Source organism: Methylorubrum thiocyanatum, assembly GCA_014138645.1.
In the GTDB taxonomy this organism is placed as follows: domain Bacteria; phylum Pseudomonadota; class Alphaproteobacteria; order Rhizobiales; family Beijerinckiaceae; genus Methylobacterium; species Methylobacterium thiocyanatum.
The window spans coordinates 452457-465168 of sequence record JACJIB010000005.1; the positions used below are offsets into that span (position 1 = coordinate 452457).

The window sequence follows — 12712 nt, forward strand, 5'->3', positions numbered from 1 at the left end:
CCGATGCAGTTCGGACCCGTCGCGACCCGCGACAGCGCAGGGCTCATCGCCGCCCATACGGTCCGCGCCGAGGGCGCGAGCCTGAAGAAGGGGCGGCCGATCGCCGCCGAGGAAGCTCTGCGCCTTGCCGAATCCGGGATCCCCGAGATCCTGGCGGTGCGGCTCGATCCCGGCGATGTCGGCGAGGACGAGGCCGCGGCCCGCCTCGCCCGCCACCTCGCCGGAGAGGGGCTGCGGCCGGAGGCGCCGTTCACCGGGCGCTGCAACCTGTTCGCCGAGGCCGCGGGCGTGTTCGTGGCGGAGCCCGCGGGGATCGACGCGGTCAACGCCGTGGACGAGGCGATCACGGTGGCGACCCTGCCGTCCTTCCGGCCCGTGGCCGCGGGCGAGATGGTGGCCACCGTCAAGATCATCCCCTACGCGGTCGCCGCCGCGCCCTTGGAGCGGGCGGTCGGGGCCGTCACCGCGCCGCCGATGCGGCTCGCGTCCTACCGGCTGGTTCGGGTCGGCGTGGTCTCGACGCTGCTGCCCGGGCTGAAACCCGCAACCGTCGCCAAGACCCTGCGCGTGCTCGCCGAGCGGCTGGCGCCGACGGGCGCCCAGATCGTCACCGAGACCCGCGTGCGGCACGAGGCCGGTGCGGTCGCCGCCGCCATCGCGGGCGCGGTGGCGGAGGGAGCGGAGCTGGTCGTGGTGTTCGGCGCCTCGGCCATCGCCGACCGGCGCGACGTGATCCCCGCCGGGCTGGAGGCGGCGGGCGGAAGGGTCGAGCAGTTCGGCATGCCGGTCGATCCCGGCAACCTGCTCCTGCTGGGCGCCCTCGGCGGCGTGCCGGTGATCGGCGCACCGGGCTGCGCCCGCTCACCGAAGGAGAACGGCTTCGACTTCGTCCTCCACCGCCTGCTCGCGGGGCTCGCCGTGACCCGGGCCGACATCGTGCGCCTCGGTGTCGGCGGCCTGCTCACCGAGATCCCCCTGCGCGGCCAGCCGAGATCGGGCGGTGACGGCGTCTGAGCCGCGCATCGGCGCTGTGATCCTCGCCGCCGGCCTCGGGTCGCGCTTCGGGCAGGCGCCGAAGATGCTCGCATCCTATGCCGGCCGGCCGATGGTGCGCCGCGCCGCCGAGGCGGCCCTGGCCTCGCGCGCCGGACCCGTCGTCGCGGTCTTGGGCGCCCATGCCGAGGCCGTGCGCGCAGCGCTCGTCGGCCTCGACCTGATCCTGGTGGGCAACCCGGACCCCGCTGCCGGCCTCTCCGGCTCGCTGCGCCTCGGCCTCGCGGCTTTGCCGCCGGGGACGGACGCCGCGGTGGTGCTGCTCGGCGACATGCCGCGGATCGGGCCGGCGCATGTCGATGCGCTGATCGCGGCCTATGCGGGTGCCGTGCCGCGCCCGTCCGCCGTGGTGCCGGTGAGCGGCGGGCGCCGCGGTAACCCGGTGCTGCTCGACCATATCCGCCTCACCGACGACCTCGCCCGGCTCAGCGGAGACCGCGGCGCCGGGCCGATCCTCAAGGGGCGCGACGACGTGCTGGAAATCCCTGCCGACGGGGCCGTCGCCTTCGACGTCGATACGCCCGAGACCTTGGAGGGTTGAGGCTCGCGCCGCGTCAGTCGCGGCGTGCGTCCCGCTTCGCCTCCGCCCGGCAGCGGTCGGAGCAGTAGCGCACCTCCTCCCAGACCCGCTCCCACTTCTTGCGCCACGTGAAGGGGCGGCCGCACTGGGCACAGGTCTTCTGAGGAAGGTCGCCCTTGCGGCGCATCGGCGGCATCGAATCAGCGCCCGATCTGCCCGGCTTCGTTGAGCGGCACCGGACTCCAGCGGGTGAACTGCACGTAGCCGTCGCGGGCGGCGACGATCACGTGGCGGCGGTGGCGGTGGACCACCGTGCCGGGGGTGTGGCGGTGCGTCTCCTGCCAGCCGTCGGCGGCGGCGACGAAGACGCGGGCGCTGCCGAGCCGGGCGATGGTCTCGATCGTCCCGAAGGCGCGCACGTGCCGCAGCAGCACGGCCACGTCCTGGCGGAAGTCGAGGGTGCGGTCGGCATCGTTCACCCGCGGCCAGTAGGAGCCGTCGCCCTGCGGCTCGGCGCGGCGCCAGCGCTCCGGCAGCTCCCGCGCGATCGGCCCGAGGGCGAGGCGACGGCTGGCCATCTGGCACTTGGCGAGCAGCGTCTCGTGGGTCTCGTGGCTGCCGAGGGGGAAGATCTCCTGGGCGAGGATGTCGCCGGTATCGAAGCCCTGCTCGGCGAGCACGTGGGCAGTCACGCCCCAGCTCTCGTAGCGGTCGAGGATCGCCTTGAAGAGCGGGTAGGGGCCCCGTCCCGTCGGCAGCGGCGAAGGGTGGAAATTCAGCGCGTAGCGTATCCGTCCGTGCCAGCCCCGCACGAGCCAGGGGTAGCCCGCCACGACGAGGGCGATGTCGCGGCCGTACTCGCTTGCCAGCCGCTCGATGTCGTCGGGCAGGAGCCGCGAGAGCTGGATCGGGATGCGGTGGCGCCGGGCCTGCGCCACCACGACGTCGTTGTGGTCGTAGAGGCCGTCGCAGGGCCGGGTGAACAGCTTCACCGGCGTCCAGCCCGCCTCGATCAGGCCGTCGAACACGCCGCCGAGGAAGTCGATGCCGGCGAAGGCGAATTTCATCGATGGCGCGTCCCGTTGCTGGCCGCGCGCCCTGCGACCTTCGGCGCGGGGCGGGGGCGGCGGCGGCCGGCTCCACGCCGCTCCGCTCCGCCTTAGCTAGTGGATTTCGGGCAGAGGCGAAATCTGCCGTCCAGAACCACGCGGCGGGGGCTTCATGGAACGGGTCGTGATCTACGGGGGAACCGGCGGCATCGGCCTCGCGACGGCGCGGGCCCTGCGCGCGCGGGGCGCGGCCCTCCACCTCGTCGGCCGCGATTCGGAGCGCCTGGAGAGAGCCGCCGCCGAACTCGGCGAGACCGGTTTCACTGCGGGCGACGTCACCGACCCGGCTTTGTTTCCGCGCGTGGCGGACGAGGTCGGGGACCGCCTCGGCGGCCTCGTCTACGCCGTCGGCACGATCCAGCTCGCGCCGGTGGCCAAGCTCGACCCGGCGCGGATCGAGGCGGATTTCCGCATCAACGCGCTCGGCGCCTTCCTCGCGGTTCAGGCGGCGGTCCCCGCGCTCAAGGCCAGTGTGGCGGCCGGGGCGGGCGAGGGGAGTGCCGGCGTGGTGCTGTTCTCCACGGTCGCGGCCGCGCAGGGCTTCTCGCACCACGCCTCGGTCGCCATGGCCAAGGGAGCGGTCGAAGGGCTCGCCCTCTCGCTCGCTGCCGAACTCGCGCCCGCCATTCGGGTGAACGTGGTCGCCCCCTCGCTCACCCGCACGCCGCTCGCCGAGTCCATCACCCGCAACGCGACGCTCGCCTCGGGCATCGCCTCCATGCACGCGCTCCAGCGCCTCGGCGAGCCCGAGGACGTCGCCGCACTCGCCGCCTTCCTCGTGAGCCCGGAGGCGGGCTACGTCACGGGGCAGGTGATCGGCGTCGATGGCGGGCGCTCCTCGCTGCGCACCAAGGGGTAGGGGGCGTCACAGCGCGCTCCAGATCGCGAGGGCGACGTAGGGGCTCCACTGGTTGAGCGGCGTCTCGATCTGGCATCCGGCGGAGAGACGGAAGCGGTAGCCGCCCATGGCGTAGTCGGTGGCATGGAGCCCGAGGCTCCATTTCCGGTAATCGGTCCGGTCGCCGTAGACGGCGGCTTCCGGGCCGAGATAGGCGCCGAACAGGGCGGTGCCCCAGGAGAGCCGGGCATAGGCGTCGCCGCGGGCGGAGCCCAGGATCGCCGTCGCGGTCGCCAGCGTGCCCTCGCTCGGCCGCGCCCAGACCTCGCCGTGCAGCCGCAGGCCAGCCCGCAGGGGCAGCGCCTGCACACCTCCGGGTCCCGACAGCGCTTCCCAGGATGCCTCGGGTCCGGCGAAGACCGTCACTGCTCCCCATTCCCGGATGAACTGATAGCCGCCGAGGGCCGCGCCGAGGGCGGTGAGGCGCATCAGGACCGGTCCGCGGCCTCCGCCTTCCAGCCGCACGCCGCTGCCACCCGTCACCAGGGCGACGGGACCGTCGCGGTCGAACCGGTCGAAGACGAGCTTCGTCCCGCTCGCGGAGAAGGTCGAGGCGCTGGCCTCCATGCTGCCGAACAGGACCGCCCGCACCGCCCCGTCATTCCCCCGGGCCGGATCGCAGACGAGGCCCGCGGCGAAGGCGGCGCATGCGAGCGAGCGGGTGGCACGGTTCGACATTGGAGGTCGCGCGGGATTCGATGCAATGACCTATGGTTGTCACAGCCGAGGGACGGCTTTAAGGGAAAATTTACCCGCCACAACAAGTTAATCGATAGAATTTACCTCATGAATATTTGTTGATCGATGCGGCAACCTCAGCGTCGATTGCCGCCGTGCGGCGCGGCACGCGGGGAGGGGCGGGGCCGCTTGGCGGACGGCCCGGGTTGGGCTAGAGCCGCGCTCACCGAACAATCAACGGCCGAGCCGGTTTGTCCTCCGCTGCACGCACTTCCGACGTTCTCACCTTGCTCGCGAGCCAGGAGAGCGAGCGGCTGACTGTCGGCGATATCGTCGCCGTGCTGCGGGACCGCGCCTTCGCGCTGCTCGTGGTTCTGCTCGGCCTGCCCAACTGCCTGCCGATGCCGCCGCCGATCCCGCTGGTCTGCGGGTTGGTGCTGCTCGTCATCGCAATTCAGATCGTCGCCGGGATGTCGTCCCCATGGCTGCCGCGGCGGCTGCTCGACCAGTCGATCGCACGCGCGACGGTGGAGAAGGCGGTCAAGCGCGCGGTGCCGCTGCTGCAACGGCTGGAGCGCTGGTCGCGCCCGCGCCTGAGCGTGTTCGACGGCGCCCTCGGCATGCGCGGCATGGGGGTGCTGATCCTGGCGCTGGCCCTGGCGCTCATCGTGGCGCCGCCCTTCTTCGGCCAGATCCCGCTCGGGCTCGCCGTCTCGCTGATCGGCCTCGGGCTGGTGGAGCGCGACGGCTTCGTGGTGCTGATCGGCCTCGTCATCGGCGGCGTCGGCGTCGGGATCTCGATCGGCTTCGTCTACACCCTGTTCGCCAGCATCATGGGCGCCTTCGCCTGGCTCTCGCAGGCGATCCCCGGGCTCGGGCTGTAGCGCTTCCTCCAGACAGGCCGCCGGCCCTTTTCTCCTGAACCCGTGCCGTCTTAAGCCAGCCCCGTGCAGCGATCGTCCGTCGTCGGGGGCTGATCGATCGGTGTCGCGATGCGCGGCCCGCACCGCCTTCGATGAAGGGCGCCGCGCCTCGCGACGAAAGAGGGCCTACGCCTCCAGATGGCGCCGCCGCACGAGGCGGTGGATCAGGCCGCCGCGGGGGCCGATCAGCATCGAGACGAGATAGAGCGCGCCCGCCGACAGCACGATCGCCGGCCCGGTCGGGAGCCGGATGCCGGCGTGGTAGGACACCAGCAGCCCGGCCACGCTGGAGAGCATCGAGACCAGCATCGCCACCGGAATCAGGCCCGACAGGTCGGCGGCCCAGAAGCGGGCGGTGATCGCCGGCAGCAGCATCAGGCCGACGGCGAGGAGGGTGCCCAGCGCCTGGAAGCCGCCGACGAGGTTGACCACGACGAGGGCGAGGAAGGCCGAGTGGACCGGGCCGCCGGCGCGGCTGACCGTGCGCAGGAACAGCGGATCGACGCATTCGATCACCAGCGGACGGTAGAGCAGGGCCAGCGCGACCAGCGTCAGGCTGCTGATGCCGCCGAGCAGCGTCAGCGCGTCGTCGTCGAGCGCCAGCACGGTGCCGAACAGGATGTGCAGCAGATCGACCTGCGAGCCGCGCAGCGACACGAGGAAGACGCCGCCCGCCAGCGAGATCAGGTAGAAGGCGGCGAGACTCGCATCCTCCTTCAGCACCGTCGAGCGGGTGACGAGCCCGGCGGCCAACGCCACCGCGAGCCCGGCGACGAGCCCGCCGAACGTCATCGCCGGCAGCGACAGCCCGGCGACGAGAAAGCCCGCCGCGGCGCCGGGCAGGATCGCGTGGCTCATCGCCTCGCTCATCAGGCTCATCCGGCGCAGCATCAGGAAGACGCCGAGCGGGGGCGCCGACAGCGACAGCGCAAGGCAGCCGGCCAGCGCCCGGCGCATGAAACCGAATTCGACGAAGGGGCCGACCAGAAGGTCAGCGAGGGCGGCGAGCGTCACGAGACGGCCCCGTGCGGCGCGCGGGCATGGCCGTGCGCATGGTGATGATCAGGATGGGCGTGATCGTGCCCGTGCTCATGATCGTGCGTCTCGATGGAACGATCCCCGTCCGCCGGGGGCGCAGCGTGATGCGTTTCATGGCGGCAGATCGCGGCGGCCTCGTCCCAGGCCTCCGACAGGCGCAGCGCCCGCGCCAGCACCGGAGGCGTCAGCACCTCGCGGGTCGGCCCCCAGGCGATGGGGCGGCGGGCGAGGACAAGGGTCGAGGGGAAATGCGCGCGCACCTGGGAGAGGTCGTGCAGGGCCGCGACCACCGTGCGGCCCTCGCCGTGCCAGCCGCGGATCAGCGCGAGCAGGTCGCCGGTGGTGCGCTCGTCGATGCCGGTGAAGGGCTCGTCGAGCAGGATGATCCGCGCGTCCTGCAGGATCAGCCGGGCGAACAGCGCCCGCTGGAACTGTCCGCCCGACAGCGTGCCGATGGGCCGGTCCTCGAAGCCGTTGAGTCCGACCGCCGTGAGCGCCTCGATCAGGCGGGCGCGCTGGCGGGTGAGGCTGCGCCATGCGCCCAGCGGACGCCACAGGCCCATCGCCGCGAGGTCGAGGACGCTCAGGGGAAAGCTGCGGTCGATCTCGGCCGCCTGCGGCAGGTAGGCGATGGCGCCCGAGCGCGGCCCGGACTCGACCATTCCGTCGAGGGGGGCGATTTCGCCGACGATGCCCTTCAGGAGAGTCGATTTGCCCGCACCGTTCGGCCCGACCACGGCGAGCAGGTCGCCGGGCGCGATAATTCCGTCGAGATGATGGACCGCCGGATGCCGGTCATAGCCGAGCGTCAGGCCGCGGAACCGGATCGCGCCCGGGCGCGCCGCCTCACCCTCAGCGCTCACGCTTCCGTTCACGACTTGGCCCACAGGATCACCACCCAGAGCAGGCTCGACAGGACGAGGGCGGCCGCGAAGCGGAGGCCGGCTCCGCTGCGGAACAGCGAGCGGCGCGGGAAGCGGACGGTCCCGCCGGCACGGGTCATGGGATCTCCGAGGATGGACCGGCGCGGGCGGTGTCGCGGAGGCCGGGGGATGCGTGACCCGCGCCGTTGGCCGCCTCGTTGCCCGATTGCGGCCGGACGCCTATCTTGGTGGGGCTGATACACTGTAACATGGACCGAGTTCAATCGGCCCGTGCCCAGCGTCGATACCAAGCGGCTGTCACAGGTGCCGAGACCGGGGAGGTCGGGATGCGCGGTCACGCGCAGCGAGAGCAGGGCCAGGAAGACGGGCACGGGCAAGAGCACGGGCATGACCATCACGGTCATGACGCATGCGGCGGGCATGGTGCGGGAGATGTGGTCGAGCGGGCCGAGCGCCTGTGCCAGACGCGGGGCCTGCAGTTCACGCGGCTGCGGCGGGACGTGCTCGCGGCGGTGGCGGCGGAGCACAAGCCGCTGGGCGCCTACGACATCGCCGAACGGATGAGCGCGCCGGGGCGCCGGGTCGCGGCCGTATCGGTCTACCGGGCGCTCGACTTCCTGACCGAGCAGGGCTTCGTCCACCGCATCTCCAGCCGCAACGCCTTCGTCTCCTGCGGGCACGATCACGGCGAGGGGGCGGGCCTCGTCTTCCTGATCTGCCGCACCTGCGGCGGCATCGACGAGATGACGGCGCCGGCCGTCGAGAGCGCCCTCGACCAGACGCTGGCCGGGGCCGGCTTCACCCCGACGAGCCGGATCCTGGAGGTTGAGGGCGAGTGCGGCGCCTGCCGCGGCCGCGGGGATGCAGGCGAGAACGCGTAGCCTCCGAGCCCCCGCCGGCGCTCAGAACGCGTTGCGGTAGGCCCGCGGCGAGGCGATCGTGCGGAAGAGGATGGTGATGTCGAGCCAGAGCGACCAGTTGTCGATGTAGTGCAGGTCGGCCTGGACGCGGGCCTCCATCGCCGCATCGCTCAGGGTCTCGCCGCGGAAGCCGTTGACCTGGGCCCAGCCGGTGATGCCCGGCTTCACGTTGTGGCGGCGGGCGTAGAGGGCGATACGGCGCTCGAAGCTACGGTCGTGGGCGAGCGCGTGCGGCCGGGGGCCGACGAGGGACATGTCGCCCCGGATCACGTTGAGGAGCTGGGGCAGCTCGTCGAGGTTGGTCCGGCGCAGAAGGGCGCCGACGCGGGTGATGCGGTCGTCGTTGCGCGAGGCCTGCCGGAAGGGCGCGTCGGGGGCGGCCTTCATGCTGCGGAACTTGAAGACGCCGAACGCCTCCTGATTGAAGCCGTAGCGCCGCTGCCGGAAGAAGACCGGGCCGGGGCTGTCGAGCTTGATCAGCACGCCGAGCGCGACGAACAGGGGCGCGAGCAGCAGGAGCCCGATCCCGGCCAGCGTCACGTCGAAGGCGCGCTTGAGCAGGATCTCGCCCACCGACAGCGGGCGGCGGCCGATATTGATGCCCGACAGCCGGCCGACCCGGGCGACCTGCAGGTCGGGGAAGCGGTCCATCATCGCGCCGGGCCGCAGGTGCAGGGCGGCCGGCACCCTCAGGAAGGCGTCGATGCAGCGCTCGATGTCGGCGGCCTCGGTCCAGGGCACCAGCACGAACACGTCGTCGGGCCGCAGGAAGCGGACGACGGAGACAGCGAGGTCGAGATCCTCGGCCAGCAGCGTCTCCGCGCTCGCCGAGGCGGCGTCGGCGCGGCGCAGGTAGCTCGTGCCGACGATGCGCAGCCCCAGCGCCTCGACGTCGTTGTTGGCGTAGAAGCTCGCCACGTCCTCCTCGTAGCCGACGAGGTGGACGCGGCTGGCCGAGGGGGAGGTCGAGGTGCTGCTTCGGCGCACCAGCGCCACCATCGCCGCCCGAACCAGGATCGTCACGGGCAGCCCGGCGAGGAAGAAGACGACGGAGGCGACGCGGGAGAAGTCCTGGGTCGTCTTCGTCGCGAAGCCGACCAGCAGGGCGATCGCCCAGGCCATGAGCCAGAGCGTCGCCCGGCGCTGCAGGTGCGGCGTCCGCGACAGGCAGCGCTCGATGCCGTACTCGCCGCGGGCGAGATTGGTCAGCACCACGATCATCGACACGAAGGCCGCCGTCTGCAGGTTCATGCTGTATGTCGGCGGAAGCCACGTGCCGTCGCCGATATAGGCGTGGTAGGCCGCATCCACCGCGAAGCCGACGGCGAAGATCGCCACGAGGTCGAGCGCCAGCAGCGAGGCCGAGAGGCCGAAGCGCAGGGCCGTGCGCCGCCGCCGCGGCAGAAGCGCGGTCCAGACCGAACGGCGCGTCCCGTCGCCGGTCAGGCGCTGGTACTGCTGAGGGGGGCGCTCGTGAAACATGTGTCTCGCGCTGTGATGCCTTGGGGCGGTGATCTGTCCCGAAGCGAGACGGTTTCGGCCGCCAAGTCCGGTTTCGCGTCTCCTTGCGCAAGCCGCGCACCGGATGCGTCCGGCACCGTTGCTGCGGCGCAAACGGACTGACATACAGCCGGCGGACGCGAGCCCGCCGGTCTTCCCCGGAACGCCAGCACCCAAGCCCGAACACAGCGCCGCGCGAGCCGAACGCGAATCAGGCCGGGGTCGATCCACGCGGGACCGGATCGGAGGCCGATCTGAGCCCAAAGATGCCATTTTTGCAAAGAAATCAGTGACGTCACGGTGCGGGCCAACGATGAGCGCACCGATTTCTCGAGCGAAGCGGCAGGGGGCCTCCGGCAGGGGCCGGAAGGCCGTCCGGACGGAGAGCGGCATGAGAGCCGAAGCGGGTGAGAGTCTGGGCCTGCAGGGCCCGTCCGAGGCGATGGAGCCGGCTCAGGCTTCTGTCCCGACCTCCGGATCGGCGTCGCAGGGGCAGATGCCGGGGCCGCGTTCAGTGCCGAGATCGGGACAGGCTTCGGGGCCGGCGCTGGCGGTGCTTCTGGGCCTCAGCCTCTCGCATCTCCTCAACGATCTCGTGCAGTCGCTGCTGCCGGCGCTCTATCCCCTGCTCAAGACGGGCTTTCACCTCGATTTCGGGCAGATCGGGCTCATCACCTTCGTGTTTCAGGGGACGGCCTCGCTGCTTCAGCCGGCGGTGGGCCTCTACACCGATCGGCGCCCGCTGCCCTTCTCGCTGGCCGTCGGCATGGGGCTCTCGCTCGCCGGACTGGCTCTGCTGTCGGTGGCGTCGGCCTACGGCGCCCTGCTGGCCGCCGCGGCACTGATCGGGCTCGGCTCCGCGATCTTCCATCCCGAGGCGAGCCGGGTGGCGCGGCTCGCCTCGGGCGGGCGCTACGGCCTGGCGCAATCGGTGTTCCAGGTCGGGGGCAATGCCGGCACGGCGCTCGGGCCGCTGCTGGCCGCCTTCATCGTGGTGCCGCGCGGCCAGGGGAGCGTCGCGTGGTTCGGCCTTGCGGCGCTGGCCGGCATCCTCGTGCTGGCTGTGGTCGGCCGCTGGTACGCGGGGCAGCTTGCGGGGATGCCGCGGATCCCCCGGACGAGTTCGGGGGCTGCGGCGGGGCCGCTGAGCCGTGCCCGGGTCGTGGCGACGGTCGCGATCCTGCTGGGGCTGATCTTCTCCAAATACTTCTACATGGCGAGCTTCTCGTCCTACTACACGTTCTACTTGATCCACCGCTTCGGCGTGCCGGTGGCGCTCGCTCAAGTCTACCTGTTCGTCTTCCTCGGAGCCGTGGCGGCGGGCACGATCCTGGGTGGTCCCATCGGCGACCGATTCGGGCGCAAGCTCGTGATCTGGGTGTCGATTCTCGGCGTGCTGCCCTTCTCGCTGGCCCTGCCGCATGTGGGTCTGTTCGGGACGGTGGCGCTGTCGGTGCCGATCGGCCTGATCCTGGCCTCGGCCATGCCCGCGATCCTGGTCTATGCACAGGAATTATTGCCGGGGCGGATCGGTCTCGTCGGCGGCCTGTTCTTCGGCTTCGCCTTCGGAATGGGCGGCCTCGGCGCCGCGCTGCTCGGCGAGATGGCCGACCATGTCGGCATCGAGCGCGTCTACGATCTCTGCGCCTTCCTCCCCGCTCTCGGGCTGATGGCGGTGTTGCTGCCGCGCCTGCGGTGATGGACCCGGCCGGATCGGGATCCGGCCGGGATGCGCTCACGACGACGGCAGGCGGGCGGTCACCGGGAAGAGCGCTTGGCAGATCTTCCTAATTATGACACGCGCGCAACGGCTTGGCCGCTTTGCCGTGGATGAACCGTGCGCGACGGCCGTGCGCGGAAGGGGCGTTCAGGCCGCCTGCTCGTTCTCGGGCCGGGCGACCGTCTGAATCGCCTCGAAGCCCTCAAATTGCGGGTGGCCGAGATAGAGCGGCTTGGTGCCCGGCACCCGGCCATGCGCCTTGCGGAACTGCTCCGAGCGGGTCCAGGCTTCGAAATCGGCCCGCGAGCGCCAGATCGTGTGCGAGGCGTAGAGGATGTGGTCCTCCGCCTCCGGCCCCTTGAGCAGGTGGAACTCCACGAAGCCTTCCATCTCGCCCAGATGGCTGTCGCGCCCGAGCCAGACCTGCTCGAAATCCTGCGCCGAATCCTTGACCACCTTGAACCGGTTCATCGCGATGAACATGCCCGAACGCTCCCGATCTTCCCCTGCCGGCCACGGTGCGGCCGCTCGAATTTCATGACTCTACGTAGTTTCGCTCTTAAGCTGAAGTTGGCTCGGCACCACTGCTTGCGGTACGGCCTCGTCGCTTCAGCGAATTCGCGAGAACTCCCGCGAAGCTCCGGCAGCGGCTGCGGATTTCGCTGCAGGAACGTTGCGCGAACAGAAACCTCCCGGCAAACTGAAAACTCTCATCCGGCAACAGGTAGGCTCTTGCATTGCGTATGCACTTCATGGTGATGCTGCAGCTAGGCTAAACCACAGCGATACGGTAGCCTTCCAACGCATCTGCCCGACTTGCTCCGGTAGTAGAAGCGTTTTGGGATACCCGAAGACGCTGACAAGAGCTCAAGCGCTGTCGACCTGAGGTCCTTGGGTCGGTCCGCGACATCGAACAGGGACCGTGCCGTAAGATGATGCCGAAACAGACAACCGATGTCGACCGTCTCGTCGGGCTCCGGATCACCGCGCTGCGTAAAGCACGCGGCCTGAGTCAAACCGCACTCGGGACCGCCGTGGGCGTGACCTTCCAGCAGGTCCAGAAATACGAGAAGGGCCAGAACCGCGTCGGCGCCGGGCGCCTGCGCGAGATCGCCCGACTCCTCGAAGTCCCGGTCTCCGCCTTCTTCGAAGAGGGTGACGGCGCCGCTGCCCAGGAGCAGACGGAGGTGTTCGGCTTCCTGCGCGCCCACGGGGCGGTCGATCTGCTCCGCGCCTTCGCCTCGATCGAGGACGATCAGATGCGCCGGGAGGTTCTGGCCATCGTCCGCAGCGCCGCCCGCCTGGGCCGTAAGAAGGAGCCCGAGGTCCTCGACGCGTAGGGCCTCGTCCCGAGAGGCGTCCGAGAGGCGCCTGCCGGCTTTCGGGAATGGATGACGCGCGACCGAGGGAGCCCGCGCATCGTCCGGACCCTTCGGTCCGGCGCGCCGCCGCTTCGGCCGTGCGCAGCC

The 12712-nt window shown here is 71.1% G+C and carries 15 protein-coding genes; 7 read left to right on the forward strand and 8 right to left on the reverse strand.

Annotation, left to right across the window (positions count from 1 at the left end):
- Positions 1 to 3: 3 nt before the first annotated feature.
- Together HNR51_RS16560 and HNR51_RS16565 are read left to right on the forward strand one after the other, a co-directional pair.
- Positions 4 to 1014 carry a molybdopterin-binding protein gene (locus HNR51_RS16560; RefSeq protein ID WP_182555645.1) on the forward strand — a complete coding sequence of 337 codons (1011 nt, stop codon included), beginning with the start codon at positions 4 to 6 and terminating at the stop codon, positions 1012 to 1014.
- Positions 1001 to 1594, forward strand: coding sequence for a nucleotidyltransferase family protein (locus HNR51_RS16565; RefSeq protein ID WP_182555646.1), 594 nt, complete (start codon positions 1001 to 1003; stop codon positions 1592 to 1594). Before HNR51_RS16560 ends, HNR51_RS16565 begins: the two co-directional genes overlap by 14 nt.
- A gap of 13 nt (positions 1595 to 1607) precedes the next feature.
- Here the strand turns inward: HNR51_RS16565 and HNR51_RS16570 are convergent, their stop codons facing one another.
- Positions 1608 to 1769, reverse strand: coding sequence for a DUF2256 domain-containing protein (locus tag HNR51_RS16570; RefSeq protein WP_012452913.1), 162 nt, complete (start codon positions 1767 to 1769; stop codon positions 1608 to 1610).
- A 4-nt stretch (positions 1770 to 1773) separates the two neighbouring features.
- Positions 1774 to 2640: a methionyl-tRNA formyltransferase gene (locus tag HNR51_RS16575; protein WP_182555647.1), complete on the reverse strand. Its 867-nt coding sequence runs from the start codon at positions 2638 to 2640 to the stop codon at positions 1774 to 1776.
- Between the two features lie 154 nt (positions 2641 to 2794).
- Between HNR51_RS16575 and HNR51_RS16580 the strand changes: the two genes are divergently transcribed.
- Complete coding sequence (locus tag HNR51_RS16580; protein ID WP_182555648.1) at positions 2795 to 3541, forward strand: SDR family NAD(P)-dependent oxidoreductase; 747 nt, start codon at positions 2795 to 2797, stop codon at positions 3539 to 3541.
- A 6-nt stretch (positions 3542 to 3547) separates the two neighbouring features.
- On the opposite strand, the gene bcsS is transcribed toward HNR51_RS16580, so the two are convergent.
- On the reverse strand, positions 3548 to 4258 hold the full coding sequence (bcsS, locus tag HNR51_RS16585; RefSeq protein ID WP_182555649.1) for a cellulose biosynthesis protein BcsS: 711 nt from the start codon (positions 4256 to 4258) through the stop codon (positions 3548 to 3550).
- A 287-nt stretch (positions 4259 to 4545) separates the two neighbouring features.
- On the opposite strand from bcsS, the gene HNR51_RS16590 reads away from it, so the two are divergent.
- Positions 4546 to 5142, forward strand: a complete 597-nt coding sequence (locus HNR51_RS16590; RefSeq protein ID WP_182555650.1) for an exopolysaccharide biosynthesis protein — start codon at positions 4546 to 4548, stop codon at positions 5140 to 5142.
- Positions 5143 to 5307: 165 nt separating this feature from the next.
- On the opposite strand, the gene HNR51_RS16595 is transcribed toward HNR51_RS16590, so the two are convergent.
- Genes HNR51_RS16595 through HNR51_RS26760 form a run of 3 tightly spaced genes read right to left on the reverse strand, consistent with a single transcriptional unit; the run spans position 5308 to position 7222 of the window.
- The gene (locus HNR51_RS16595; protein WP_052300094.1) at positions 5308 to 6138 is read right to left on the reverse strand and encodes a metal ABC transporter permease; all 831 of its coding nucleotides are present in this window, start codon (positions 6136 to 6138) and stop codon (positions 5308 to 5310) included.
- 53 nt (positions 6139 to 6191) lie between these two features.
- Positions 6192 to 7082: a metal ABC transporter ATP-binding protein gene (locus HNR51_RS16600; protein WP_239681615.1), complete on the reverse strand. Its 891-nt coding sequence runs from the start codon at positions 7080 to 7082 to the stop codon at positions 6192 to 6194.
- A gap of 8 nt (positions 7083 to 7090) precedes the next feature.
- The gene (locus HNR51_RS26760) at positions 7091 to 7222 is read right to left on the reverse strand and encodes a hypothetical protein (protein WP_283215076.1); all 132 of its coding nucleotides are present in this window, start codon (positions 7220 to 7222) and stop codon (positions 7091 to 7093) included.
- Between the two features lie 207 nt (positions 7223 to 7429).
- Here HNR51_RS26760 and HNR51_RS16605 point away from each other — a divergent pair, with 207 nt between their 5' ends.
- A complete protein-coding gene (locus HNR51_RS16605; RefSeq protein ID WP_012452905.1) occupies positions 7430 to 7984 on the forward strand; it encodes a Fur family transcriptional regulator in 555 nt (184 codons plus the stop codon).
- Between the two features lie 21 nt (positions 7985 to 8005).
- Here HNR51_RS16605 and HNR51_RS16610 read toward each other — a convergent pair whose 3' ends face one another.
- Positions 8006 to 9505, reverse strand: coding sequence for a sugar transferase (locus HNR51_RS16610; protein ID WP_182555652.1), 1500 nt, complete (start codon positions 9503 to 9505; stop codon positions 8006 to 8008).
- Between the two features lie 409 nt (positions 9506 to 9914).
- On the opposite strand from HNR51_RS16610, the gene HNR51_RS16615 reads away from it, so the two are divergent.
- The gene (locus tag HNR51_RS16615; RefSeq protein ID WP_182555653.1) at positions 9915 to 11222 is read left to right on the forward strand and encodes an MFS transporter; all 1308 of its coding nucleotides are present in this window, start codon (positions 9915 to 9917) and stop codon (positions 11220 to 11222) included.
- A 168-nt stretch (positions 11223 to 11390) separates the two neighbouring features.
- On the opposite strand, the gene hmuQ is transcribed toward HNR51_RS16615, so the two are convergent.
- A complete protein-coding gene (gene hmuQ / locus HNR51_RS16620) occupies positions 11391 to 11726 on the reverse strand; it encodes a heme-degrading protein HmuQ (RefSeq protein WP_152276051.1) in 336 nt (111 codons plus the stop codon).
- A gap of 449 nt (positions 11727 to 12175) precedes the next feature.
- Between hmuQ and HNR51_RS16625 the strand changes: the two genes are divergently transcribed.
- Positions 12176 to 12583, forward strand: coding sequence for a helix-turn-helix domain-containing protein (locus HNR51_RS16625; RefSeq protein WP_012452901.1), 408 nt, complete (start codon positions 12176 to 12178; stop codon positions 12581 to 12583).
- The last annotated feature ends 129 nt before the right edge of the window (positions 12584 to 12712 follow it).